25 protein-coding genes are annotated in these 20,847 nt (G+C 65.2%); 18 read left to right on the top strand and 7 right to left on the bottom strand.

Annotated features, from left to right (window positions below):
- Positions 1 to 28 precede the first annotated feature (28 nt).
- From FFS68_RS10185 to FFS68_RS10150, 8 genes are all read left to right on the top strand, one after another.
- Entirely contained in the window at positions 29 to 751 is a 723-nt protein-coding gene (locus FFS68_RS10185) for a CoA transferase subunit A (RefSeq protein WP_137753083.1), read from the top strand.
- Entirely contained in the window at positions 748 to 1,281 is a 534-nt protein-coding gene (locus tag FFS68_RS10180; protein ID WP_137753082.1) for a hypothetical protein, read from the top strand. The genes FFS68_RS10185 and FFS68_RS10180 overlap by 4 nt, the downstream gene beginning before the upstream one ends.
- A gap of 188 nt (positions 1,282 to 1,469) precedes the next feature.
- Positions 1,470 to 2,180 (top strand): HAD family acid phosphatase, encoded by a 711-nt coding sequence (locus FFS68_RS10175; RefSeq protein WP_249340122.1) that lies wholly within the window; start codon positions 1,470 to 1,472, stop codon positions 2,178 to 2,180.
- Complete coding sequence (locus FFS68_RS10170) at positions 2,180 to 2,815, top strand: CoA transferase subunit B (protein WP_137753080.1); 636 nt, start codon at positions 2,180 to 2,182, stop codon at positions 2,813 to 2,815. The genes FFS68_RS10175 and FFS68_RS10170 overlap by 1 nt, the downstream gene beginning before the upstream one ends.
- Positions 2,816 to 2,820: 5 nt before the next feature.
- Positions 2,821 to 3,270 (top strand): hypothetical protein, encoded by a 450-nt coding sequence (locus tag FFS68_RS10165; protein ID WP_137753079.1) that lies wholly within the window; start codon positions 2,821 to 2,823, stop codon positions 3,268 to 3,270.
- A 79-nt stretch (positions 3,271 to 3,349) separates the two neighbouring features.
- Positions 3,350 to 4,630, top strand: a complete 1,281-nt coding sequence (locus FFS68_RS10160; RefSeq protein WP_137753078.1) for a serine hydrolase domain-containing protein — start codon at positions 3,350 to 3,352, stop codon at positions 4,628 to 4,630.
- 51 nt (positions 4,631 to 4,681) lie between these two features.
- Positions 4,682 to 5,659, top strand: a complete 978-nt coding sequence (locus tag FFS68_RS10155; RefSeq protein ID WP_137753077.1) for an NAD(P)-dependent oxidoreductase — start codon at positions 4,682 to 4,684, stop codon at positions 5,657 to 5,659.
- On the top strand, positions 5,647 to 6,327 hold the full coding sequence (locus tag FFS68_RS10150) for a glutathione S-transferase family protein (RefSeq protein ID WP_137753076.1): 681 nt from the start codon (positions 5,647 to 5,649) through the stop codon (positions 6,325 to 6,327). The genes FFS68_RS10155 and FFS68_RS10150 overlap by 13 nt, the downstream gene beginning before the upstream one ends.
- Positions 6,328 to 6,441: 114 nt before the next feature.
- On the opposite strand, the gene FFS68_RS10145 is transcribed toward FFS68_RS10150, so the two are convergent.
- Positions 6,442 to 6,960: a sterol desaturase family protein gene (locus tag FFS68_RS10145; RefSeq protein WP_171003818.1), complete on the bottom strand. Its 519-nt coding sequence runs from the start codon at positions 6,958 to 6,960 to the stop codon at positions 6,442 to 6,444.
- Between the two features lie 45 nt (positions 6,961 to 7,005).
- A complete protein-coding gene (locus FFS68_RS10140; RefSeq protein WP_171003817.1) occupies positions 7,006 to 8,679 on the bottom strand; it encodes a phospholipase D-like domain-containing protein in 1,674 nt (557 codons plus the stop codon).
- Positions 8,680 to 8,814: 135 nt separating this feature from the next.
- On the opposite strand from FFS68_RS10140, the gene leuC reads away from it, so the two are divergent.
- The 5 genes from leuC (at position 8,815) to FFS68_RS10115 (ending at position 13,122) form a co-directional block, all read left to right on the top strand.
- Positions 8,815 to 10,245: a 3-isopropylmalate dehydratase large subunit gene (gene leuC, locus FFS68_RS10135; RefSeq protein WP_137753074.1), complete on the top strand. Its 1,431-nt coding sequence runs from the start codon at positions 8,815 to 8,817 to the stop codon at positions 10,243 to 10,245.
- Between the two features lie 25 nt (positions 10,246 to 10,270).
- Positions 10,271 to 11,119 (top strand): N-acyl homoserine lactonase family protein, encoded by an 849-nt coding sequence (locus tag FFS68_RS10130; RefSeq protein WP_171003816.1) that lies wholly within the window; start codon positions 10,271 to 10,273, stop codon positions 11,117 to 11,119.
- Position 11,120: 1 nt separating this feature from the next.
- Entirely contained in the window at positions 11,121 to 11,714 is a 594-nt protein-coding gene (leuD, locus tag FFS68_RS10125) for a 3-isopropylmalate dehydratase small subunit (protein WP_137753073.1), read from the top strand.
- 10 nt (positions 11,715 to 11,724) lie between these two features.
- The gene (locus tag FFS68_RS10120) at positions 11,725 to 12,720 is read left to right on the top strand and encodes an NADPH:quinone oxidoreductase family protein (protein ID WP_137753072.1); all 996 of its coding nucleotides are present in this window, start codon (positions 11,725 to 11,727) and stop codon (positions 12,718 to 12,720) included.
- Positions 12,721 to 12,828: 108 nt separating this feature from the next.
- The gene (locus FFS68_RS10115) at positions 12,829 to 13,122 is read left to right on the top strand and encodes a hypothetical protein (RefSeq protein WP_137753071.1); all 294 of its coding nucleotides are present in this window, start codon (positions 12,829 to 12,831) and stop codon (positions 13,120 to 13,122) included.
- Between the two features lie 148 nt (positions 13,123 to 13,270).
- Here FFS68_RS10115 and FFS68_RS10110 read toward each other — a convergent pair whose 3' ends face one another.
- From FFS68_RS10110 to sdhC, 4 genes are read right to left on the bottom strand one after another with little or no spacing between them, the layout of a single operon-like run.
- A complete protein-coding gene (locus FFS68_RS10110) occupies positions 13,271 to 13,915 on the bottom strand; it encodes a hypothetical protein (protein WP_137753070.1) in 645 nt (214 codons plus the stop codon).
- On the bottom strand, positions 13,912 to 15,726 hold the full coding sequence (gene sdhA / locus FFS68_RS10105; RefSeq protein ID WP_137753069.1) for a succinate dehydrogenase flavoprotein subunit: 1,815 nt from the start codon (positions 15,724 to 15,726) through the stop codon (positions 13,912 to 13,914). Before sdhA ends, FFS68_RS10110 begins: the two co-directional genes overlap by 4 nt.
- 1 nt (position 15,727) lies before the next feature.
- Positions 15,728 to 16,132: a succinate dehydrogenase, hydrophobic membrane anchor protein gene (gene sdhD / locus FFS68_RS10100; RefSeq protein ID WP_137753068.1), complete on the bottom strand. Its 405-nt coding sequence runs from the start codon at positions 16,130 to 16,132 to the stop codon at positions 15,728 to 15,730.
- Positions 16,132 to 16,575: a succinate dehydrogenase, cytochrome b556 subunit gene (gene sdhC / locus FFS68_RS10095; RefSeq protein WP_137753067.1), complete on the bottom strand. Its 444-nt coding sequence runs from the start codon at positions 16,573 to 16,575 to the stop codon at positions 16,132 to 16,134. Before sdhC ends, sdhD begins: the two co-directional genes overlap by 1 nt.
- A gap of 189 nt (positions 16,576 to 16,764) precedes the next feature.
- Between sdhC and FFS68_RS10090 the strand changes: the two genes are divergently transcribed.
- From FFS68_RS10090 to FFS68_RS10080, 3 genes are all read left to right on the top strand, one after another.
- On the top strand, positions 16,765 to 17,040 hold the full coding sequence (locus FFS68_RS10090; protein ID WP_137753066.1) for a metal/formaldehyde-sensitive transcriptional repressor: 276 nt from the start codon (positions 16,765 to 16,767) through the stop codon (positions 17,038 to 17,040).
- 10 nt (positions 17,041 to 17,050) lie between these two features.
- On the top strand, positions 17,051 to 17,998 hold the full coding sequence (gene dmeF / locus FFS68_RS10085; RefSeq protein WP_212742341.1) for a CDF family Co(II)/Ni(II) efflux transporter DmeF: 948 nt from the start codon (positions 17,051 to 17,053) through the stop codon (positions 17,996 to 17,998).
- Between the two features lie 232 nt (positions 17,999 to 18,230).
- Positions 18,231 to 18,437 carry a cold-shock protein gene (locus FFS68_RS10080; protein WP_088442721.1) on the top strand — a complete coding sequence of 69 codons (207 nt, stop codon included), beginning with the start codon at positions 18,231 to 18,233 and terminating at the stop codon, positions 18,435 to 18,437.
- 74 nt (positions 18,438 to 18,511) lie between these two features.
- Here FFS68_RS10080 and FFS68_RS10075 read toward each other — a convergent pair whose 3' ends face one another.
- A complete protein-coding gene (locus FFS68_RS10075) occupies positions 18,512 to 19,018 on the bottom strand; it encodes a hypothetical protein (protein WP_137753064.1) in 507 nt (168 codons plus the stop codon).
- A gap of 221 nt (positions 19,019 to 19,239) precedes the next feature.
- Here FFS68_RS10075 and FFS68_RS10070 point away from each other — a divergent pair, with 221 nt between their 5' ends.
- Complete coding sequence (locus tag FFS68_RS10070) at positions 19,240 to 20,373, top strand: cell wall hydrolase (protein ID WP_137753152.1); 1,134 nt, start codon at positions 19,240 to 19,242, stop codon at positions 20,371 to 20,373.
- 43 nt (positions 20,374 to 20,416) lie between these two features.
- Positions 20,417 to 20,806 carry a VOC family protein gene (locus FFS68_RS10065; RefSeq protein WP_137753063.1) on the top strand — a complete coding sequence of 130 codons (390 nt, stop codon included), beginning with the start codon at positions 20,417 to 20,419 and terminating at the stop codon, positions 20,804 to 20,806.
- Positions 20,807 to 20,847 lie beyond the last annotated feature (41 nt).

Raw genomic sequence — 20,847 nt, 5'->3', positions numbered from 1 at the left:
GCGCCATAGCAATCAGGAGAGCCGTCCCATGGGGAAGAAGCAATATCCCACCGCCGCCGCCGCGCTGGAAGGCCTGCTCTTTGACGGCATGCAGATTTGCGCGGGGGGCTTCGGCCTGTGCGGCATTCCCGAACGGCTGATCGACGCGATCCGCGATGCGGGAACCAAGGATCTGACGATCGCCAGCAACAACGCCGGGATCGACGGCGAAGGGCTCGGCAAGCTGCTCCGCACCCGGCAGGTCAAGAAAATGATCTCGTCCTACGTCGGCGAGAACAAGGAATTTGAGCGCCAATATCTGGCGGGCGAGCTCGAGGTCGAATTCTGCCCGCAGGGCACGCTGGCCGAACGCTGCCGCGCCGGCGGCGCGGGCATCCCCGGTTTCTACACCAAGACCGGCGTCGGCACCGCGGTCGCCGAGGGCAAGGAAGTCAAGAATTTCGACGGCCAGGATTATATCCTCGAACGCGGCATCTTTGCCGACCTCGCGATCATCAAGGGCTGGAAGGCCGACGAGAGCGGCAACCTCATCTTCCGCAAAACCGCGCGCAATTTCAACGCACCGATGGCGACCGCGGCGAAAATCTGCGTGGCCGAGGTCGAAGAGATCGTCCCCGTCGGCAGCCTCGACCCCGACACCATCCACCTGCCCGGCATTTATGTGAAGCGCATGATCATCGGCGCGCCCTATGACAAGAAGATCGAATTCCGCACGACGCGTCCGCGTGAGGCGGCAGACGTGGTTGCGTGAAACTACTGTTCGTCCTCCTTTTGGCGCCCACCACTGTCGATGATGCGCTCATCGAACAGACCTTTCGGCCCGCCGAAATCGCGCAGGCCAAAGTCATGCTGAATCTCAAAAAGTCGCCAGCATTTCAGGATGCCTACAAGCGGCTTGGTGAAGATCGTTGTGATGCGTATCTCAAGGCATGGAGCAAAGCATTTGCGACGGAAATGCCGAGCGTAAGGGCGGCCTATTATGATTCTTTCCGGAGAATCTATCCGACGGAGAAGCTGGTCACATTCTCGAAAATGTCGATGACACCGGAAGTTGGAGAGATACTGACAGATCGCGTCTCTTATGACGTGATGCACGGATCCGGCAGGCCGCATATGATCGCTCTTGGGCGCACATTCTTCGATGAATATGTCGCGTCGGCACGATTGATCAAAGCAACTCCGACTCGCGAGCAATCGAAAATCGCTGAGATAGAACTGAACATGGGCATGCCGGATCTCCTTTGCGGAGTTACGGCTGAAATGATCGAGGCATACCAATGACCAGCGCCGTTCGTGTCAAAGTCGCTTTCCGGGGCGTGTTACCGGCAATTTTTCTCCTCGCTGGCTGCGCAAGCACGCCGCGGGGAGAAGTCGCGATCGCCTCGGCCCTACCTGCTAGTCCCACGGAAGCCGCCAAGCCACCCGTCGCGCTACAGTATCTCTATGGCTCTGCCGAGGCCGCCATCGCGGTGCGCGCCACCAACGCTCGCATCGCTGACTATGGCCTCGCCCGCATCAAGCAACGACCGACCGACAGCGTCGTTCTGGCGGCGGGCGCCAGCATGGACGCGCCGCGCTTCGACCCCTGCGGCAGCAAGCCCTTCGCCGCGGTCTTCGATGCCGACGAGACGTTGATCTGGAACCTTGGCCCGATGCGCTACTTCGCCGAAAAGGGCACCGCCTTTGACCCCAAAATCTGGGACCAGTGGGAAAAGACCGGCGCGGGTAAGGCCGTCGCCATGCCCGGCACCGTCGAGATGGTTAGTAAGCTGCGCACCGCTGGCATCACGGTCATCGCCAACACCAATCGCAGCGCCACCAATGCCAAGGGCAGCGAAGACACGCTGCGCGCCGCGGGGCTCGGCGACTTCAAGCATGGCGAGACCTTGTTCCTGATGGGCGACGATGCCACCGGGTCGAGCAAGGACGGGCGTCGTGCGACGATTGCCGCCAAATATTGCGTCATCATCCTCGCCGGCGACCAGCTCGGCGATTTCAGCCAGCAGTTCAACGTTAGGGACCTCCCCGCCGCAACCCGCATGGCGCTGGCCACCGGCCCCGCCGCCGCGGCGCTGTGGGACAAGGGCTGGTTCCTGTTCCCCAACCCCGTCTATGGCCCATGGGAAAAGCTGGGCTGGGACGAAACCTTCCCCTCCGACAAAAATTGGGAGCCGAAATAATGCCCTGGACCCGCGACGATATGGCGGCGCGTGCCGCAAAGGAACTGCAGGACGGCTATTACGTCAATCTGGGCATCGGCATCCCGACCTTGGTCGCGAACCATATCCCCGCGGGGATGACGGTGACGCTCCAGTCGGAAAATGGCATGCTCGGCATCGGCCCCTTCCCGCTGGAGGGCGAGGAGGACGCCGACCTGATCAATGCGGGCAAGCAGACGATTAGCGAAGTGCCGAACTCGGCCTATTTCAGCTCGTCGGACAGCTTTGCGATGATCCGCGGCGGACATATCGACCTCACCGTCTTGGGCGCGATGGAGATTGCCGAAAATGGCGACATCGCCAACTGGATGATTCCAGGCAAGATGATCAAGGGCATGGGCGGCGCGATGGATCTGGTCGCCGGGGTCAAGAAGATCATCGTCGTGATGGAACATGTTGCCAAGGACGGCAGCCCGAAATTCATCCCGGCCTGCACGCTGCCGCTGACCGGCAAGAATGTCGTCGACATGATCATCACCGACCTCGCGGTGTTCCGGCGCGACGATCATGCCAGCCCGTTCCGGCTGATCGAGCTGGCGCCCGGGGTCACCGCCGAAGAGGTCGCCGAAAAGACCACCGCGCACTATATCGCCTGACGCCGGTGCCTGACGTCGCCGCCAACCCCGGTTCGACCTGGCTGCTGATCGGCGGCGGGCTGTCGGTCGCCGCGGCGCTGCTCCATATCGCATGCATCTTTGGCGGCCCCGACTGGTATCGCTTTTTCGGCGCGGGTGAGGGCATGGCGCGCGCGGCGGCACGCGGCGACTGGCAACCGACGCTGATCACGCTGGCGATCAGCGCGATGCTGCTGATCTGGGCGGCCTATGCCTTTTCGGGCGCGGGCGCCCTCCCGCGTCTGCCTTTGCTCCGCACGGGGCTGGTGACGATCACCGCAATCTATCTGCTCCGCGGGCTGATCTTTGTGCCGCTCCATCTGTGGCGGCCGCAACACACCGACAGCTTCGCGATCTGGTCGTCGCTGATCGTCTTTGTCTATGGCGCGGTTTACGCCATCGGCACGGTCAAGGCGTGGCGTTATCTGGCGCCCTGAACCGCGCCGGGGGTGACGGCGGCGGCAGTCGCGGCTAAGACAGCGATCAACGATAAGGTCGCAATATAATCACGGGTCGATGCAGCGTTTTTTTCTTCTTCTGATCGCGATAGCCGCGCTGGGCTTTTCCGGCTGGTTTGGTCTGCACGCCTTTGGCGGGGGCCAGCCGCTGGCCAGCGTTCCGATCCCGATCAAGCCGCCGGAGAATCTGCCCGACACCGCCGCCGAGTGGCGCGGCCGGATCGACTATCGCGCCCTCGACCAGCAATTGTCCGACCTGGCGCAGCGGCCCGAAATGGCGGGGCTGGCGGTGGCGGTGGTCGAGGATGGCGAACTGCGCTTTGTCCGCACCTATGGCGTCGCCGACAAATCGACCGGGGCGCCGGTCACCCCGCAGACGCTGTTTCGCTGGGCCTCGGTTTCCAAAACCGCGACGGGGGTGCTGGCGGCGGCGCTGGCCAGCGATGGCGCGATCGATCTGGACCGTCCGGTCGGTGACTGGCGCACGTCGCTGCGTCTGCCCGGCGGCGCCGAGGCGCGGGTGACGCTGGAGGATGTGCTGGCGCAGCGCACCGGCCTGACCAAAAACGCCTATGACGAAAAGCTGGAAGAGGGGCAGAGCCCGGCGCTGCTGCGCGCCAGTCTGGCTGCGGCGCCGCTGCAATGCGAACCCGGCACCTGCCACACCTATCAGAATATCGCCTTTGATACCGCGAGCGAGATCCTGGCCCGGGCGGCGAACGAGCCGTTCGCCAACGCGGTCGAGGACCGGTTTTTCCGCCCGCTCGGCATGGTCAGCGCCGGTTATGGGATGGCGCGGCTGACCGGCGCCAAGGATTGGGCGCGGCCGCATCGCGGGCACGACGTCCGCGCGGTCAAGGAGGCCTATTGGCGTGTCCCCGCCGCCGCGGGGGTCGAAAGCGACATCGTCGATTTCGCGACCTGGATGCAGGCGATGATGGGCGACCGCCCCGATGTGCTGCCGCAACCGGTGTTGCAGCTGGCCCACCGCCCGCGCGTCGGCACCGCGCGGCTCTATGGCGGCACGTTGCGGCAGGCGACCGGCGATGCGGCCTATGGCCTGGGCTGGCGGAGCTTTACCTATGGCGGTCACCGGCTCGCGGGCCATTCGGGCGCGGTTGCGGGCTACCGCGCAACGATGATTTTTGAACCCGCGACGCGGACGGGCGTCGTCGCGATGTGGAACAGCGACTGGGGATTTCCCTTTCGCATCCCGTTCACGGTGATCGACAGCTATCACCAGCGCGGCGACGCGGGCTGGCTCGACCTCAGCGAGCTGCCGCCTGCCAGAGGCCGGACGGACGCCACTCCGGTCGCGCGCGACCCGCTTGCGCCCTGATCCACGGCCTGTGTATCAGGCGCGCGTTCGGGGTCTGGAGGAGAATCATCGATGCGCGTGTTGCTGACCGGATCGTCGGGCTGGCTCGGGCGCTATCTGGCTCCGCTGCTGAGCCAAAACGGCCATGACGTGACCGGCTTCGACGTCGTCCCCGGCACGCATACGCAGGTCATCGGCACCGTCGCCGACCGCGCGCTGGTCGACCGGACCATGGGCGAGCATGGCATCGAGGCGGTGATCCACGGCGGCGCGCTGCACAAACCCGACATCATCCGCTATCCGCGGCAGGCGTTTATCGACGTCAATGTCAGCGGGACGCTGAACCTGATCGAGGCCGCGGTGGCGGCGGGCAACGACCGCTTCCTGTTCACCTCGACCACCTCGCTGATGGTGCGCGCCGATGTCCGCGACGGCGCGGGCGCGCATGGCGCGTGGTGGATGGACGAGGATTTCGGCCCGCTCGAACCGCGCAACATCTATGGCATCACCAAGCTCGCCGCCGAACAGGCGTGCCGCCTCGTCCACCGCGAGCATGGCATTTCGGTCGCGATCCTGCGCACCGGGCGCTTCTTTCCCGAAGATGACGACACCCATGCGGTGCCGAGCGGCCCGAACCTCAAGGCGAACGAGCTGCTGAACCGCCGCCTGACGGTCGAGGATGCCGCCGCGGCGCATCTCGCCGCGCTGGAGGCCGCGCCCGCGATCGGCTGCGACACCTTCATCCTCTCGGCGCCGCCGCCGTTCGCGCGCGAAGACGCCGCCGAACTCGCCCGCGACGCGCCCGCCGTCATCGCGCGCGCCCACCCCGACGCCGCCGAACTTTATGCGGCAGAAGGCTGGGTGCTTCCCGACCGGATCGACCGCGTTTACGACCCGTCGCGCGCCGAACGCCGCTTCGGCTGGCGCGCCCGCAGCGACTTCGCCAGCGTGCTCGCGGCGCTGCGCGAGGGCACCGCGCTGCCCTTCGCGCACGACCCCGCCTACACCTCCCCCATCGTCGCACAGGAGCGCGCAGCATGTACGAGCTGATCACCGCCAACCGCAATTATTCGAGCTGGTCGCTCCGCCCCTGGGTGCTGATGAGCGCGCTCGGTATATCGTTTCGCGACCGCATCGAACCCTTTACCAAGCCCGCCAATTACGATGATTTCCGTAGCTTCTCACCGACCGGACAGGTGCCGGCACTGCTCCACGAAGGGCGCACCATCCATGATTCGCTCGGCATCACCCTCTATCTCGCCGACCGGCACGACGGCGTGTGGCCGGCCGATCCCGACGCGCGCGCCTGGGCGCAATGCGCCGCCGCCGAAATGCACAGCGGCTTTGCGGCGCTCCGCAATGATTGCACGATGAACGTCGGGGTCCGCGTGACCCCAAAACCGATGTCCGCCGCGCTCCAGGCCAATGTCGCGCGCGTCCGCGAACTGTTCGAGGAGGGGCTGGCGCGCTTTGGCGGCCCGTGGCTCGCGGGCCGCGATTTCACCGCGGTCGACGCCTTTTTCGCCCCCGTCGCCTTCCGCATCCGTACCTATGGTCTCGACGTCGGCGTCGGACAGGTGTGGGTCGATCACATCCTGGCGTATCCCGCGATGGTGGAGTGGGAACGTCAGGCGCTCGCCGAAAGCTGGCGCGAGGTCGGGCATGAGGAAGAATTGCGCGCGTGCGGGGCGATCACGGCGGATTATCGGACGGGGTAGCATTCCTCGCCCCGTCATTGCGAGCGAAGCGAAGCAATCTCCAGCTATCGGCGCCGCGTGAGGCCGGCGGCTGGAGATTGCCGCGTCGCCTTCGGCTCCTCGCAATGACGGCAATCAATCGACCAACGCCTCGCGCACCACCGCAACCCCGGCCTCACGCTGCGCCTTCAGCTCGGCCTTCAGCTTCGCCGGATCGCGCGCAAAGACGAAGCCAAAGCTGACCCCGCCCTCCTTGCCGATCGTCGCATGGTGCAGCTTGTGCGCCTGCACCAGCCGCTTGGCATAGCCGCGCCGCGGCACCCAGCGGAAATAACGCTGGTGGACCAGCCCGTCGTGGACCACGGTATAGATGATGCCGTAAAACAGCACGCCCAGCCCGATCCACGTCCCCGGCGCCCACGCCGACGATCCCATGATCATCGGGCTGCCCACCGCGAACATCGATATGCTCAGCGCCGCACCGAACAGTCCGAACAGGTCGTTCTTTTCCAGCATCTTGTCATGCGGTTCATGATGGTCGCGGTGCCACGCCCAGCCAAAGCCGTGCATGATATATTTGTGGCTGCCCCACGCGACAAATTCCATCGCAACGACGGTGGCGACGATCAGCGCAATGATGGCGGGCAGCGACATGGCGCGATCATACCCCCGCCGCGCCGGCCGCGCTAGGGCTGGGATCTAGTCACCGACAAACACCAGCCGGTCGCGGAACTTGTGGCTGCGCGCGGTCGGCGAAAAACTGGTCTTCATCCAGCCGCCATCCTCGCTCAGATAATCATCGTCGGTCAGCCCCTGCCCGCGGATCTGGTTGATGAAGGCGCGCGACTTATAATGGTCGAACATCCGCAGAAATTCGGTCGCCATGACCGCGATCAGCCGCGGATCTTCGCTCAGAAATGCGTTTTCGTCATTGCCCTGACAGCTTTCGTCGCTGAAATTGGCCGACCCGAACAGCATCTGCGGCCGCGCCCCGAACGGGTCGATGATCATCAGCTTGCTGTGGATCTTGTGGTTGCCGAACGCCTTGGCATCCCATTGCCGCCCCATATAGGTTTCGAGCCGCGAGGGGACGAAATAGCGCGTGTTGTTCGTGGTCAGCGCCTCGACCTTCTTGCGCACCGTCGTGTTCCCGAGGCCATAGTGGAGCAGCCCCTGTGGCTGCGCCGCGATCGCGGCGACGATCGCGGGGTCGAGCGCGAACGGTGCGCTGGTCAGGACACAGCTTTTCGCCGCGCCGACCAGTTCGACCGCCTTGTCGATGATGTCGAGCGTGCGCACCGGCGAGAAATATTGCGCCCTAAACGGCCCGCCGCCCGCCGCGGCGAGCCGCGCTTGCAGCGCCCCGACGCGGTTGCGCACCTCGGCCGGATCACTCTTTGACGGCCCGCGCACCGGGTCGTCGGCCAGGATCAGCCAATAATCATGATAGGCCGCCGCGACGACCGGATCGTCCAGGATCACCGCGGCGTTGGTCTGGTAATAAAAGGCGTTCTCCGAAAAATTGGCGGTGCCGGTAAAGGTCCGCACCGGCACGCCGCCCGCCAGATGGACGATGAACTTGTTGTGGCTGATCTTCTGGATCGCGGCACGCGGCGTCGCGATGGCGGTCAGGCCGTGCGCGGCGAGCACCGCTTCGCTCTTGTGCGTCGCATGGTCGCCGGGCTTGGCGTGATAGACGATCCGTACATCGACCCCGCGCGCCTTGGCCGCCGCCAGCGCCGCCGCGACCTCGTCGTCGAAAAACTCGTAGATGCCGACGCGCAGGCCGTGCCCGCCGCCCGCGCCTTCGATGAAACCGATCAACGCCTCTTTCAACCCGCGCGACAGCCAGCGCCACGCCGCGCCATCGGGAACGTCGCGCGGATGCGCGCCCTTGAAGCGGTCGAGATAGGCAAAGGCGGAGGTGACGCCGCGATTGACATAGGCGCCCACTCCGCTCGCCATTTCGGGCGACGGCCGCAGCTTCAGCGTTAAGGGCGGCTCGCCGATGGTCAGGCCATCGGGCGGCGTCCCGCGCACCGGAAAAATGTCGAAGACATAGCCGAGGCTGCTTTTCAGCGTGTAATCGCTCCAGCGAAAGCGCTGGAACGGCGCCTCGCGCGACGACACGTCATAGCCATCGACCGGATCGCCCTTGAAGCGTTTCTCGCCGCGCAGCCAGTTCACCGCGATGACCTCGCCGCTGGCCAGGTCGACCTCGCTCTTGCGCACCGCAAAGCCGTGCAGGCCCGCGCTTTGCGCGGGATCGACGTCCCAGCCGAGCGAAATGCTATGGGTGCCGACCAGCGCCGCGGCGCGATACGGCCCGCGCGTCGTGCGGATGACGGGGCGATAGGCGGGAATCGATACCATGGGCCTCTCCTGTTCCTGAGCGCGACTCCAGAAGGGCTGCGCCATGCTAAGCATCTTTGCCGCCAACGCGACCGAAAATTGCGTTTCCTATCGCCACCGGCTTGCAATGTTGTGCGGCTGATCTAAGGCAGCGGCATGACTCGCCCCCGCACCCTGTATGAAAAAATCTGGGACGCGCATGTTGTCGAACAGCGCCCCGACGGCACCTGCCTGATCTTCATCGACCGCCACCTCGTCCACGAAGTCACCAGCCCGCAGGCGTTCGCCGGGCTGCGCGCGAGCGGGCGGACGGTACGTCGCCCCGACCTGACGCTGGCGGTGCCCGACCATAATCTGCCGACCACGGCGCGCCAGGACGCGGCGGGCAACCGGCTGCCGATTGCCGATCTGGAAAGCGCGGCGCAGCTCGCGGCGCTGGCGCAAAACGCCCCTGATTTCGGTATCCGCTACATCGACGCGGTCGCCGCCGAGCAGGGCATCGTCCATGTCGTGGGCCCCGAGCAGGGCTTTTCGCTGCCCGGCACGACGATCGTCTGCGGCGACAGCCACACCGCGTGCCACGGCGGTATCGGCGCGCTCGCCTTCGGCATCGGCACCAGCGAGGTCGAGCATGTGCTGGCGACGCAAACGTTGCTGCTCCAGCCCGCGAAAACGATGGAAGTGCGCGTCGAGGGCGAGGTCGGCCGCGGCGTCACCGCCAAGGACGTCATCCTCCACATCACCGGCACCATCGGCGCCGCGGGCGGCACCGGCCATGTCATCGAATATACCGGCAGCACGATCCGCGCGCTCAGCGTCGAGGGCCGCCTGACGGTCAGCAACATGGCGATCGAGGGCGGCGCGCGCGCCGGGCTGATCGCCCCCGACGCGACGACCTTCGCGTATCTCAAAGGCCGCCCATATGCGCCGAAGGGCGCCGACTGGGACGCCGCGGTCGCTTATTGGACCAGTCTCGCCACCGATCCGGGCGCGACCTATGACAAGATTGTCGTGATCGACGCCGCCGACATCGCGCCCAGCGTCACCTGGGGCACCAGCCCCGAAGATGTCGTGCCGATCACCGGGCTGGTCCCTGCCCCGGACAGCTTCGCCGACTCGTCAAAACAGGCGGCGGCGGCAAAATCGCTCGCCTATATGGGCCTCGAACCCGGCACCCGGATGCAGGACGTCGCCATCGAGAATATCTTCATCGGCAGCTGCACCAACAGCCGGATCGAAGATCTGCGCGCCGCCGCCGCGGTGCTGAAGGGGCGGCATAAGGCCGCGGGTGTCAAATGGGCGATCGTCGTCCCCGGATCGGGGCTGGTGAAGGCGCAGGCCGAAGCCGAGGGGCTCGACCGCATCTTCACCGACGCGGGCCTCGAGTGGCGCGAGCCCGGCTGTTCGGCGTGCCTCGGCATGAACCCCGACAAGGTGCCCGCAGGCGAACGCTGCGCCAGCACCAGCAACCGCAATTTCGTCGGCCGCCAAGGCCCGGGCAGCCGCACGCATCTCGTGTCGCCCGCGATGGCGGCGGCGGCGGCGGTGACCGGACGGCTCACCGACGTGCGGGAGCTGATGGATTGAGCGCGCAACAGAGGGAGCCAAGAGCATGATCTGGAAAGCTATCGCATCGGCCGCAGCAGCACTGGCCCTCGCCGCCCCCGCGCTGGCGCAGGACAAGCCCGCGGCGGCGAAGGTCAGCCTGACCCGGCTTGATTGCGGCACGGTGCGCGTCAACCGGCTCAACGCCTTTTCGGACACCCAGGCTTATCCCGGGCAAAGCCGCGACCTGACCGTCGGTTGTTACCTGATCCGCCACGGCGACCAGCTGATGCTGTGGGATCTGGGCTTGCCGACCGCGCTCAAGGGCGCGGCGTTCACGACCACCGGCGACATGTCGGCCACGGTGCGCCGCAGCCTGGTCGAACAGCTCGCCGACCTTGGCATCAAGCCCGACGACATCGATATGGTCGGGGTCAGCCATTTTCATTCCGACCATGTCGGCCAGCTGCCCGATTTCCCCGCCGCGAAACTCTATGTCGGCAATGGCGACTGGGATATGCTGACGCAAAGCGAGCGCCCCGCATTTGTCGATCCGAAACCCTTCGCGCACTGGATCGGCGGCGGCGGCAGCGTCGAGCCGGTCGCGCGCGACAAGGATATTTTCGGCGACGGCAGCGTCGTTATGCTCGACATGCCGGGGCACACCCCGGGCCACCACACGCTGCTCGTACGGCTGGCGGGAATGGGTCCGGTGCTGCTCAGCGGCGATCAGGCGCATTTTCAGGAAAATTACGACAGCGCGGGGGTGCCGACCTTCAACACCAACCGCGCCGACACCTTGGCCTCGTTCGACCGCTTCAAGGCGCTGGCGAAAAATCTGAAGGCAACGGTGATCATTCAGCACGAACCCCGCGACGTCACGAAACTCCCCGCTTTTCCGAAGGCTGCCGAATAGCATGACGCCGATTGAAAAGGTCGAAGGCCGCGCCATCCCGTTCGGGCTGAAGAATGTCGATACCGACGTCATCATCCCGGCCAAATGGCTGAAGACGATCAGCCGCGAGGGATTGGGCCAAGGCGCGTTCGAGACGTTACGCGCCGACCCCGACAATCTGTTCGACCGCCCCGAATTTCAGCGCGCGCCGATTCTGATCGCGGGCGACAATTTTGGCTGCGGGTCGAGCCGCGAGCATGCCGCCTGGGCGCTCGGCGACCTGGGCATCCGCGTCGTCATCGCGCCGTCCTACTCGGACATTTTTTCGGGCAATGCGGTGAAGAACGGGATCCTGCCAGTCGTGTTGCCGCAGGCGGCGATCGACCGGCTGATGGCGGTTGCGGCGACCGATCCGATCCACGTCGACCTCGACACTCAGACGGTGACGACGCCGTTTCAGGACCGCTTCACCTTCGACATCGACCCGTTCCGCAAGATGTGCCTGTTGCAAGGCCTCGACGAGATCTCACTGACCGAAAAGAGCGAAGCGGCAATCGCCGCGCACGAACAGAAAATAGCCAAAACACAGCCGTGGCTGACGCCAACGCTGGCATAAGGAGAAGATGATGAAGGCTCTCTTGTCGACCGCCACCGGCGGCCCCGAAACGCTGACCCTGGGCGAACTGCCGCGGCCGACCGCCAGCGTCGGACAGGTCGTGATCGACGTCAAGGCGTGCGCGGTCAATTTCCCCGACACGTTGATCATCGAGGATAAATATCAGTTCAAGCCCGCGCGCCCCTTTGCCCCCGGCGGCGAAGTCGCGGGGCTGATCGCCGAAGTCGGCGAAGGCGTCACCGAATTCAAGCTCGGCGACCGCGTCATCGCGGGCTGCGGCAATGGCGGCATGTCCGAAGCCGTCGCGGTGTCGGTCCACAATGTCTATCACCTGCCCGAAGGCCATGACTTCGCCGAGGGCGCGTCACTGCTGATGACCTACGGCACCAGTATCCACGCGCTCGTCGATCGCGGCCATATCCAGGAAGGCGAGACTTTGCTCGTGCTCGGCGCCTCGGGCGGCGTCGGCATCGCCGCGGTCGAACTCGGCAAGGCGTTCGGCGCGCGCGTTGTCGCGGGCGTCTCAAGCGAAGAAAAGGCTGACATCGCGCGGCAGGCGGGCGCCGATGAGGTCGTGATCTATGGCCGCCAGCCGTTCGACAAGGATCAGTCCAAGGCGCTCGCGAACACCTTTAAGGAAGCGGTCGGACCGGGCGGCGCCAATGTCGTCTATGACGCGGTCGGCGGCGATTATGCCGAGCCCGCGTTGCGTTCGATCGCATGGGAAGGCCGCTATCTTGTCGTCGGCTTCCCCGCGGGCATCCCGCGCCTGCCACTCAACCTGACCTTGCTCAAAAGCTGCGACGTCGCGGGTGTGTTCTGGGGCGCCTTTGTCGCGCGCGAGCCGGAGCGAAACCGGGCGCATGTCGCGCGCCTGTTCCAGCTGTGGGAACAGGGCAAGATCAAGCCGCGCGTCACCGGCACCTACGCGCTCGCCGATGGCGGCAAGGCGATTGCCAAGCTGGGCGATCGCAGCGCGGTCGGCAAACTGGTCGTAACACTCTGACCCGGCACCCTTGATTGGGTCGGTCGATTGGCGCCACCCGGTTAACCCTTTTGCAGGGGCTCGGCATTATTGTCGGGTGTCAGGACTAGCTGGGCCAAGGGTATGAAGATGGCGACTCGCCGTGCGAAGGCTGACGAAAGCAACGCGAGTATCGCGAATATTTCGCGTACCCGCCGCGCGCAGCTTGTCGCCGAGTTCGAGGGTGAGCTGGGAATCGACTACAAGGCGCGCGCCAAGGCGGCCGAGGCCGAACGCCGCTGGCAAATCCGCAAGACCTTCATCGTGTGGACCGTCGCGCTGATCTTTTTCACCGTGGCATGCCAGAAACTGTGGCTCATGGGTCAGGACGTCGACAAGCCGTTCTCCGACCTCAACCCGATCGACACCATTTTTGGCGAGTAGCCGCGCTGCACCGGTCCTCGGCAATATCAACGATTGAAAGTGCCGCCGCCTAACGTCGCCGAGGCGAAGTAATGCAAAAAGGGCAGCTCTTTTCCGCGAACCCATAAGAGCGCCGCGCCAACTCGACATGAATCCGGTCGTTGCAGGATCAATCGGCAGTTGGCGCCGGATAGCGGACAGATTTTCGAAAACGTTCGGGAACCGCGCTCTTTCCGAGCGATTCCATTGAAAAAATGTCAGGTGGCACATCAGCGGTGAAGCTCACGGCGCGGCTCACCAGTCGCAAGCTCCCGTCCCGATCCGAAATCGTAGCGCCGAGCAGCGCCCCACTCACGTCCACGTCATAGGTACGGATGCTATCCGCGTCGACGACGATCAGATGAGTGACAGGCCCGAACCGGGTTTCCCGTTTGCCCGCGACACGCGCCGACTGAATGATCGAATTGGCCTGCACGCCACACGCGGCGCGCGCAACAGTGGCGCCATTGATCATCTTGGCGCTCCCCATTTGAACATAGGTACCGGTCATCCTCGCACAATCGGCGATCAATCGATCGCGAGGTGTTTCAACGCGGTGATGAACGCCGTCATGGAACTCGGCACTCCATTCCTCGATTACGGTCCCGTCCCGGCGTGTAACCCTGTTCCAGGTCACAAGCGAATAGGTCTTCCGCGTCTCGCGCGTGAGGTCGATCAGCATGCGCGCCTCTTCCGAAATCGATGTTTCCGAAGTTCCCCCAGCGACGCCGGCCGCCGCGAACAAGATCAGGCTCGTCGCCGCTGTCCTGATCAATAAACCCGCGCCTTCGGCTTGATATATTCGACGTCATCCGACAGCGTATATTCGTGGACCGGGCGGTAATCGAGGCGGACGCCGCCGCCCTTGCCGCCCCAGCCGTCGAACCACGCCACCGTGTGCTTCATCCAGGTCGCATCGTCGCGGTTGGGGAAATCTTCGTGGGCGTGGGCGCCGCGGCTTTCCTTGCGGTTGAACGCCGAATGCATGGTCACCGTCGCCTGGCTGATCAAATTGTCGAGCTCGAGCGTTTCGACGAGGTCGGTGTTCCAGATCAGGCTGCGGTCGGTGACCCCGATGTCGTTCATCCGCTGATAGGTCTTGGTCAGCTTTTCCTTGCCCTCGGCCATCAGTTCGTCGGTGCGGAACACCGCGGCGTGCGCCGACATCGCGCGCTGCATTTCGAGGCGGATTTCGGCGGTCGGCGATCCGCCCTTGGCATGGCGGAAATGGTCGAGCCGGCCGAGCGCCAGATCGGCGCTGTCAGCTGGCAGCGGCTGCTGCGCCGCGCCAGGCTTGATGATGTCGCGCAGGCGGTGCCCGGTGGCGCGGCCAAAGACGACGAGATCGATCAGGCTGTTCGACCCGAGGCGGTTAGCGCCGTGGACCGACACGCACGCCGCTTCGCCGACCGCGAACAGGCCGGGGACGACGGTGTCGGGGCCATCCTTGCCCAACGTCACGACTTCGCCATGATAATTACACGGAATGCCGCCCATATTATAATGGACCGTCGGCACGACCGGCAGCGGCTGACGCGTCAAATCGACGCCCGCGAACACCTTGCCGCTTTCGGTGATGCCGGGCAGGCGTTCGTGCAGCACCGCCGGATCGATATGATCGAGGTGCAGGAAGATATGGTCCTTGTGCGGGCCAACGCCGCGGCCTTCGCGGATTTCGAGCGCCATCGAGCGCGACACGACGTCGCGCGACGCCAGATCCTTCGCCGACGGGGCATAGCGTTCCATGAACCGCTCGCCCTCGGAGTTGGTGAGATACCCCCCCTCGCCGCGCGCACCCTCGGTGATCAGCACGCCCGCGCCGTAGATGCCGGTCGGGTGGAACTGGACGAATTCCATGTCCTGGAGCGGCAGCCCGGCGCGCAGCACCATCCCGCCGCCATCGCCGGTGCAGGTGTGCGCCGAGGTCGCGGTGAAATAGCTGCGGCCATAGCCGCCGGTCGCGAGCACCACGGCCTGGCTGCGGAAGCGGTGGATACTGCCATCGTCCATGCACAGCGCGATGACGCCGCGGCAAACCTTGCCGTCGGGGCCATCTTCCATGATCAGGTCGAGCGCGAAATATTCGACGAAGAAGTCGGCGTCATATTTCAGCGACTGCTGGTACAGCGCGTGAAGCATCGCGTGGCCGGTGCGGTCGGCCGCGGCGGCGGTGCGCTGAACCGGCGGGCCTTCGCCCATATTCTGCATATGGCCGCCGAACGGGCGCTGATAGATGGTGCCATCGGCGTTGCGCGAAAAGGGCACCCCGGCATGTTCGAGCTCGTACACCGCCTGCGGCGCTTCGCGGACCATATATTCGATCGCGTCCTGGTCGCCGAGCCAGTCGGAGCCCTTGACGGTGTCGTACATATGCCATTGCCAATGGTCGGGCGAATTGTTGCCGAGCGACGCGGCGATGCCGCCCTGCGCCGCGACGGTGTGGCTGCGCGTCGGGAACACCTTGGTGATGCACGCGGTTTTCAGCCCCGCTTCGGCAGAGCCCATCGTGGCGCGCAGCCCTGACCCGCCGGCGCCGACGACGACGGTGTCATAGATATGGTCGATGATCTTGTAAGCGTCGGTCATGTCACATGCCCCCCGGGCCGGCGGCCATCACCGGGACCAGCGCGATACGGGCGATCGTAAAGATCCCGTAGACGGCGCCGCCGATGGCGTAGAAATTGAGCAGAACGGTCGCGAGCAGAAGCATCGGTCCGTGGACATAATCCTCGATCAGCACCGTCAGGCCCAGCCGCAGATGCCAGAAGACGCTGACCACCATCAGGATCAGCGCGAGCGCGACCATCGGGTTCGCCGCCCAGCGCAGCACCGCGGCATGGTCGCCGAGCGGCAGCCGGATCAGCGACACGACGAAAAAGCCGACGAGCAGAATGTTGCCGAGCGCGGTCAGCCGCTGCTGCAGCCAATGCTGCGACCCATGCCCCGACGAGCCGAGGCCGCGGACCTTGCCGAGATGCGTGCCGTCGCCCATCAGAGTGCCTCCGCCATGATGTAAAGCCAGGTCGCGGCGGTCGCGGCGATGCCCGCGGCGATCACGACGGTCGACCACAGCTTGTTCGATTTCAGCTCATACCCCGCGCCGGTGTCGAGCACGAAGTGACGCAGGCCCGAGAACAGATGCTGGAAAAACGCCCAGGTCAGCCCGACGAGGACGATCTTGCCCAGGATATTGGTGACCTGATGGAAAAGGGTGATTTCGGGGCTGGGATCGCGCCACACACAGGCAACGAACGCCGCATAAGCCTCTGGCCCACCCGCGATGGCGCCAAGCCACCACAGGAACAGGCCCACGCCGACGATCGCCAGCCCGTCGCCGCTGGCGCGATGAAGGATCGAGACCGCCATCGCCGGGCCCCATTTATACACCTGCAAATGCGGCGCGCGCGGGCGCGTATTCGGTTCGTTGCCAGCCATATCAGCCCCGTTTCTGACTCTAATCGGTCGATGGGCGCCGGTTTAGCGCCCCAGCCGCGATATGCAATTGCTTAGGGGCGATGGCGCGACAGAAATCGGGCGGGTTTGCCGGGGCGCAAACGGCGGATCGCTGCGACAGAGCAAAAGGCCGATTGCACCAATTCGACTTATAGGATAGGGGGGTATCCTATGTCGCACACTTCATCCAGCCACGATCATCTTCTCGCCCGCGTTCGCCGCATCGCCGGACAGGTGGGGGCGATCGAGCGCGCCATCACCGACAATGCGGGCTGCGCCGCGATCCTGCATCAGGTCGCGGGGGTGCGCGGGGCGGTGCTGGGGCTGATGGACGAACTGGTCGAAGATCATATGCGCGAGCATGTCGTCGCGCCCGCGCTGACCGATGCCGAGCGGGCCCAAGGCGCCGACGAATTGCTGGCGGCAATCCGCCGCTACGCGAAATAGGGTCCGGCGCGTGTCCTTCGACAGCGAGATCGAGGCGTTGACCCATGACCATGTCTTTCTGGGCGCGCGCCACGACGAAAATGCACGCCGCACCCTGTGGGTGGTCGCGCTGACCGCGGCAATGATGGTCGGCGAAATCGCCGCCGGCCTGGCGTTTAACTCGATGGCGCTGCTCGCCGACGGCTTTCACATGGCAACGCATGCCGGCGCGCTGGGCATCGCGGCGATCGCCTATGCCTATGCCAAGCGCCATGCCCACGGCGGCCGCTATAGCTTCGGCACCGGCAAGGTCGGCGATCTGGCCGGCTTCGCCTCGGCGCTGGTGCTTGGCATCGTCGCGCTGGGCATCGCTTATGAATCGGCGCTTCGCCTGTTCGACCCGCGCCCCGTGGCCTTTGCCGAGGCGACGATCATCGCGGTCATCGGGCTGGGCGTAAACATCGCCAGCGCGCTGTTGCTCGGCCACGGGCACGATCATGGCCGCAAGCACGGCCATGGGCACGATCACGACGATCATCACGGCGAGCACCATGATCATGGTCCCCACCACCAAGAGCGGGACAACAACCTCCGCTCGGCCTATCTGCATGTCGTCGCCGACGCGCTGACGTCGGTGCTCGCGATTGCCGCGCTGCTCGGCGGCCGGTATCTCGGCTGGGTCTGGCTCGACCCGGTGATGGGGATCGTCGGTTCGATCGTCATCGCGATGTGGGCGTGGTCGCTGATGCGCGATACCGCTGCGGTGTTGCTCGACGCATCCGACGCGGCGCTCGAAGCCGAGATTCGCCAGCGCGTCGAAGCGCCCGGCGATGCAAAGATCACCGACCTGCACGTCTGGCGCGTCGGCCCCAGTGCCCATTCGGCGATCATCAGCGTTGTCGGCGTGAAGCGCGATGCCGTTTGCGCGCGGGTGAAGCCGGTGCACGCGATCGAACATCTGACCGTCGAAACCCGCTAGCGGGCGGCAAGCGCAGCACGAAATTCGGCGCGATGGCGATATTTGGGCGCGATCGGAATCGCATATTTTGTGCAAAAACTTGACTTTTCGCCAAAATCGGAGCAGGGAAACTGCGCTAACGTCGCCTGCGACGGAAATTTGATGCCGACAGGCTGATACTTCCCTTCACGCGCTACCAGCTCCAAAGGTGCTTTTGCCCGAGGATTCCCTGTTTTCGTGAAAGGAAACACCCATGCCCATCGGCACCGTAAAATTCTTCAACAGCGACAAAGGCTATGGTTTCATTGCCAACGAGGATGGCTCGGGCGACAGCTTCGTCCACATCACTGCCGTTGAGCGCGCCGGCATGTCGACGCTGAACAAGGAACAGCGCGTTTCGTACGAGCTGGAAACCGACCAGCGCGGCAAGACGTCGGCTGTCAATCTTCAGCCTGCCTGAATGATATCCGGTCCGGCGTCCCTGGGGCGCCGGACCGGACCATCGCGGCGGTCATCCGGCCGCGATCGATATCGTCAGTCGCCCTTTTCGACGACGATGTGCGGCCACTGCGCCGCCAGCCGATCGGCCCAGTGCTGATACGGCCATGGAATCATTTCCTGATCAAACCAGAACAGCCGCTCGCCCGCGCGGTCGTAGAGATGCACCGCGTCATCGCTGTCGTCCTGCCGCACGATCCGCAATTTGCTGATTTGCGAGGGATGAACGCGCCCTTCGTCGCCGCTGCTGCTCCCGATCCGGCCCTTCCACCACACCAGATCGCCCGTGACGGGATCGACAAAACTGCCGCGGTTCGGATTGGCCAGCATATTGAGCCCCGCCCCCAAAGTGATCAGCGCCCCAAACCCCTGCGCCAGCGGCACCAGCCACGGCGCACATTCGCGGCCGTCGGCGCTGCAATTATCAGCCGGGTCGATCGTCGATCCCGCCCAGAAAAAGAGCAGGCCAAAGGCGAGCAGCAGCCACATCTGCCCATCGGTGCGCGCACTGCGCCGATAGGATGGGATGCCCGCATCGGTCATGGCCGGACATTTAGCCGCCCTGTCCCAATATTTGCCTAATCGAAGGGCCGCTGCAGACAGAGCGCGCGGACATTGCTGCTTTCAGCTTCCTCCACCCGCCCGTGCCGCTGTGGAACAAACGCGACGCGCTGCAACATTTTATTGGCGTTTGCGCGTATAAGGCGGACTGGACCCCGTTCGCGCGAATCGGCGCGGGCGCGGCGATGGAATTTTGGCGATTGATGAAGCCCGAACTCAACTTGACCGCCCGTTCGACGTGGCGCGACCCGGCGCCGGAAAAACCGGCCGGGCCAGGGCGTGCGTTTTGGGCGGCGATCGTTGCGGTGATGGCGGTGGCGTGCCTCGCCTTTCTATTGTCGAGCGGGCAGCTGCGTGCGCCCGCGGTCTTCGGCCCGTACAGCGTGTCGGTGCCGGTCGATTTTCGCGCCTATGACCCGGCGCGCTGGGCGATCATGAATGCCGGGGATTATGAGGACGCGCTGAAGATCGATCCAACGCTGCCCGATCCGGCGAGCATCGGCTTTGGCGACGCCGCGGCGCTGCCCCCGGCCGACCCCGCACTGTTGCGCGACGAGGCTTTTGTCGGCCCGCCCGCCAAGGCCTATGTCTTTCGCGGCGTCACCGCGCTCGACCGCGAGCGCGCGCATTATTGCCTGACCGCCGCCATCTATTATGAGGCGGCGTCCGAAACCGACGACGGGATGCGCGGCGTCGCCCAGACGGTGATCAACCGCGTCCGCCACCCGAGCTTTCCCAACACCGTGTGCGGCGTCGTGTTTCAGGGGTCGCAGCGCGCCGGGGTGTGCCAGTTTACCTTCAGCTGCGACGGCGCCATGGCGCGCGCGCCCAGCAAGCCCAATTGGCTGCGCGCCAGCCGCATCGCGTCGGCGGCGCTGGGCGGTTATGTTTTCCCCAAGGTCGGCCTTGCCACCCATTATCACACCCAGGCGATCTGGCCGCGCTGGGGCAAAAGCCTGGTGATGACCAACATCGTCGGCGCCCATATCTTTCACCGCTGGCGCGGCCGCTGGGGGATGCCCGATGCCTTCCGCGCCCCGTATCTGGGCCGCGAGCCGGTGCCGGGCCCCTATCTGCCACTCGCGCAGCAGCTCGCGATCCTGAAGGGTCAGGGCGTTGCCCCCGGCGCCGGTCCCGCACCGATGCTCAGCGGCCCCGGCGCCCCGCTGCTCGACGGGCCCGCCGCGCCGCTACCCGGCGCGATGGCACCCGCCGCGCCCGTCATGCCGTCGCCCGTCGTCGTCCCGGCGCCGGCACCGACCTATGCCGACCCCCGGCTCAACCAGTCGGGTCAGGTCCGCGAAGAATTCCGCGGCAGCGGAGAGTGGAAACAGTGATGCAATCGGCCTAGTCTGCCTGCCACATGACGGGGAGGCGGATATGGGACATGTCAAAGGCATCGGCGGACTGTTTTTCCGGGCGCGCGACCCCGACGCGCTGAACGCCTGGTATCGCGAGCGGCTGGGCATCGGCGCCGGCTGTAACGCCGACGATAGCGGTCCGATCGACGAATGGACATGGAACGTCGCCGCCGGGCCGATGGTGTTCGCGCCGTTCAAGGCCGACACCGATTATTTCCCCGCCGACCGCCAATATATGATCAACCTGCGCGTCGATGACCTCGACGCGGTGCTCGCCCCATTTCACGAAGCGGGCGACGCGGTGATCACCAAGGACGAATGGAACGACCCGGCAATCGGCCGCTTCGCACGCGTGCACGACCCCGAAGGCAATCCGATCGAACTGTGGGAACCGCCCGCGACCAAATAGCCCCGTTTTTCTCCCCTCCCTGCAAGGGAGGGGATCAAGGG

Source organism: Sphingopyxis sp. L1A2A (assembly GCF_005502465.1).
Lineage (GTDB): Bacteria > Pseudomonadota > Alphaproteobacteria > Sphingomonadales > Sphingomonadaceae > Sphingopyxis.
Note: the sequence above shows the minus strand (reverse complement) of the source record. Positions and strands in the feature narration are given on the sequence as shown.

What these genes read in the sequence shown, in the direction of transcription:
- FFS68_RS10185 (WP_137753083.1), top strand. Translation starts at nt 29, where the DNA reads ATGGGGAAGAAGCAATATCCCACCGCCGCCGCCGCGCTGGAAGGCCTG.
- FFS68_RS10170 (WP_137753080.1), top strand. Translation starts at nt 2,180, where the DNA reads ATGCCCTGGACCCGCGACGATATGGCGGCGCGTGCCGCAAAGGAACTG.
- FFS68_RS10160 (WP_137753078.1), top strand. Translation starts at nt 3,350, where the DNA reads ATGCAGCGTTTTTTTCTTCTTCTGATCGCGATAGCCGCGCTGGGCTTT.
- FFS68_RS10155 (WP_137753077.1), top strand. Translation starts at nt 4,682, where the DNA reads ATGCGCGTGTTGCTGACCGGATCGTCGGGCTGGCTCGGGCGCTATCTG.
- FFS68_RS10150 (WP_137753076.1), top strand. Translation starts at nt 5,647, where the DNA reads ATGTACGAGCTGATCACCGCCAACCGCAATTATTCGAGCTGGTCGCTC.
- FFS68_RS10145 (WP_171003818.1), bottom strand. Translation starts at nt 6,960, where the DNA reads ATGTCGCTGCCCGCCATCATTGCGCTGATCGTCGCCACCGTCGTTGCG.
- FFS68_RS10140 (WP_171003817.1), bottom strand. Translation starts at nt 8,679, where the DNA reads ATGGTATCGATTCCCGCCTATCGCCCCGTCATCCGCACGACGCGCGGG.
- leuC (WP_137753074.1), top strand. Translation starts at nt 8,815, where the DNA reads ATGACTCGCCCCCGCACCCTGTATGAAAAAATCTGGGACGCGCATGTT.
- FFS68_RS10130 (WP_171003816.1), top strand. Translation starts at nt 10,271, where the DNA reads ATGATCTGGAAAGCTATCGCATCGGCCGCAGCAGCACTGGCCCTCGCC.
- leuD (WP_137753073.1), top strand. Translation starts at nt 11,121, where the DNA reads ATGACGCCGATTGAAAAGGTCGAAGGCCGCGCCATCCCGTTCGGGCTG.
- FFS68_RS10120 (WP_137753072.1), top strand. Translation starts at nt 11,725, where the DNA reads ATGAAGGCTCTCTTGTCGACCGCCACCGGCGGCCCCGAAACGCTGACC.
- FFS68_RS10115 (WP_137753071.1), top strand. Translation starts at nt 12,829, where the DNA reads ATGGCGACTCGCCGTGCGAAGGCTGACGAAAGCAACGCGAGTATCGCG.
- sdhA (WP_137753069.1), bottom strand. Translation starts at nt 15,726, where the DNA reads ATGACCGACGCTTACAAGATCATCGACCATATCTATGACACCGTCGTC.
- sdhD (WP_137753068.1), bottom strand. Translation starts at nt 16,132, where the DNA reads ATGGGCGACGGCACGCATCTCGGCAAGGTCCGCGGCCTCGGCTCGTCG.
- sdhC (WP_137753067.1), bottom strand. Translation starts at nt 16,575, where the DNA reads ATGGCTGGCAACGAACCGAATACGCGCCCGCGCGCGCCGCATTTGCAG.
- FFS68_RS10090 (WP_137753066.1), top strand. Translation starts at nt 16,765, where the DNA reads ATGTCGCACACTTCATCCAGCCACGATCATCTTCTCGCCCGCGTTCGC.
- FFS68_RS10080 (WP_088442721.1), top strand. Translation starts at nt 18,231, where the DNA reads ATGCCCATCGGCACCGTAAAATTCTTCAACAGCGACAAAGGCTATGGT.
- FFS68_RS10075 (WP_137753064.1), bottom strand. Translation starts at nt 19,018, where the DNA reads ATGACCGATGCGGGCATCCCATCCTATCGGCGCAGTGCGCGCACCGAT.
- FFS68_RS10070 (WP_137753152.1), top strand. Translation starts at nt 19,240, where the DNA reads ATGAAGCCCGAACTCAACTTGACCGCCCGTTCGACGTGGCGCGACCCG.
- FFS68_RS10065 (WP_137753063.1), top strand. Translation starts at nt 20,417, where the DNA reads ATGGGACATGTCAAAGGCATCGGCGGACTGTTTTTCCGGGCGCGCGAC.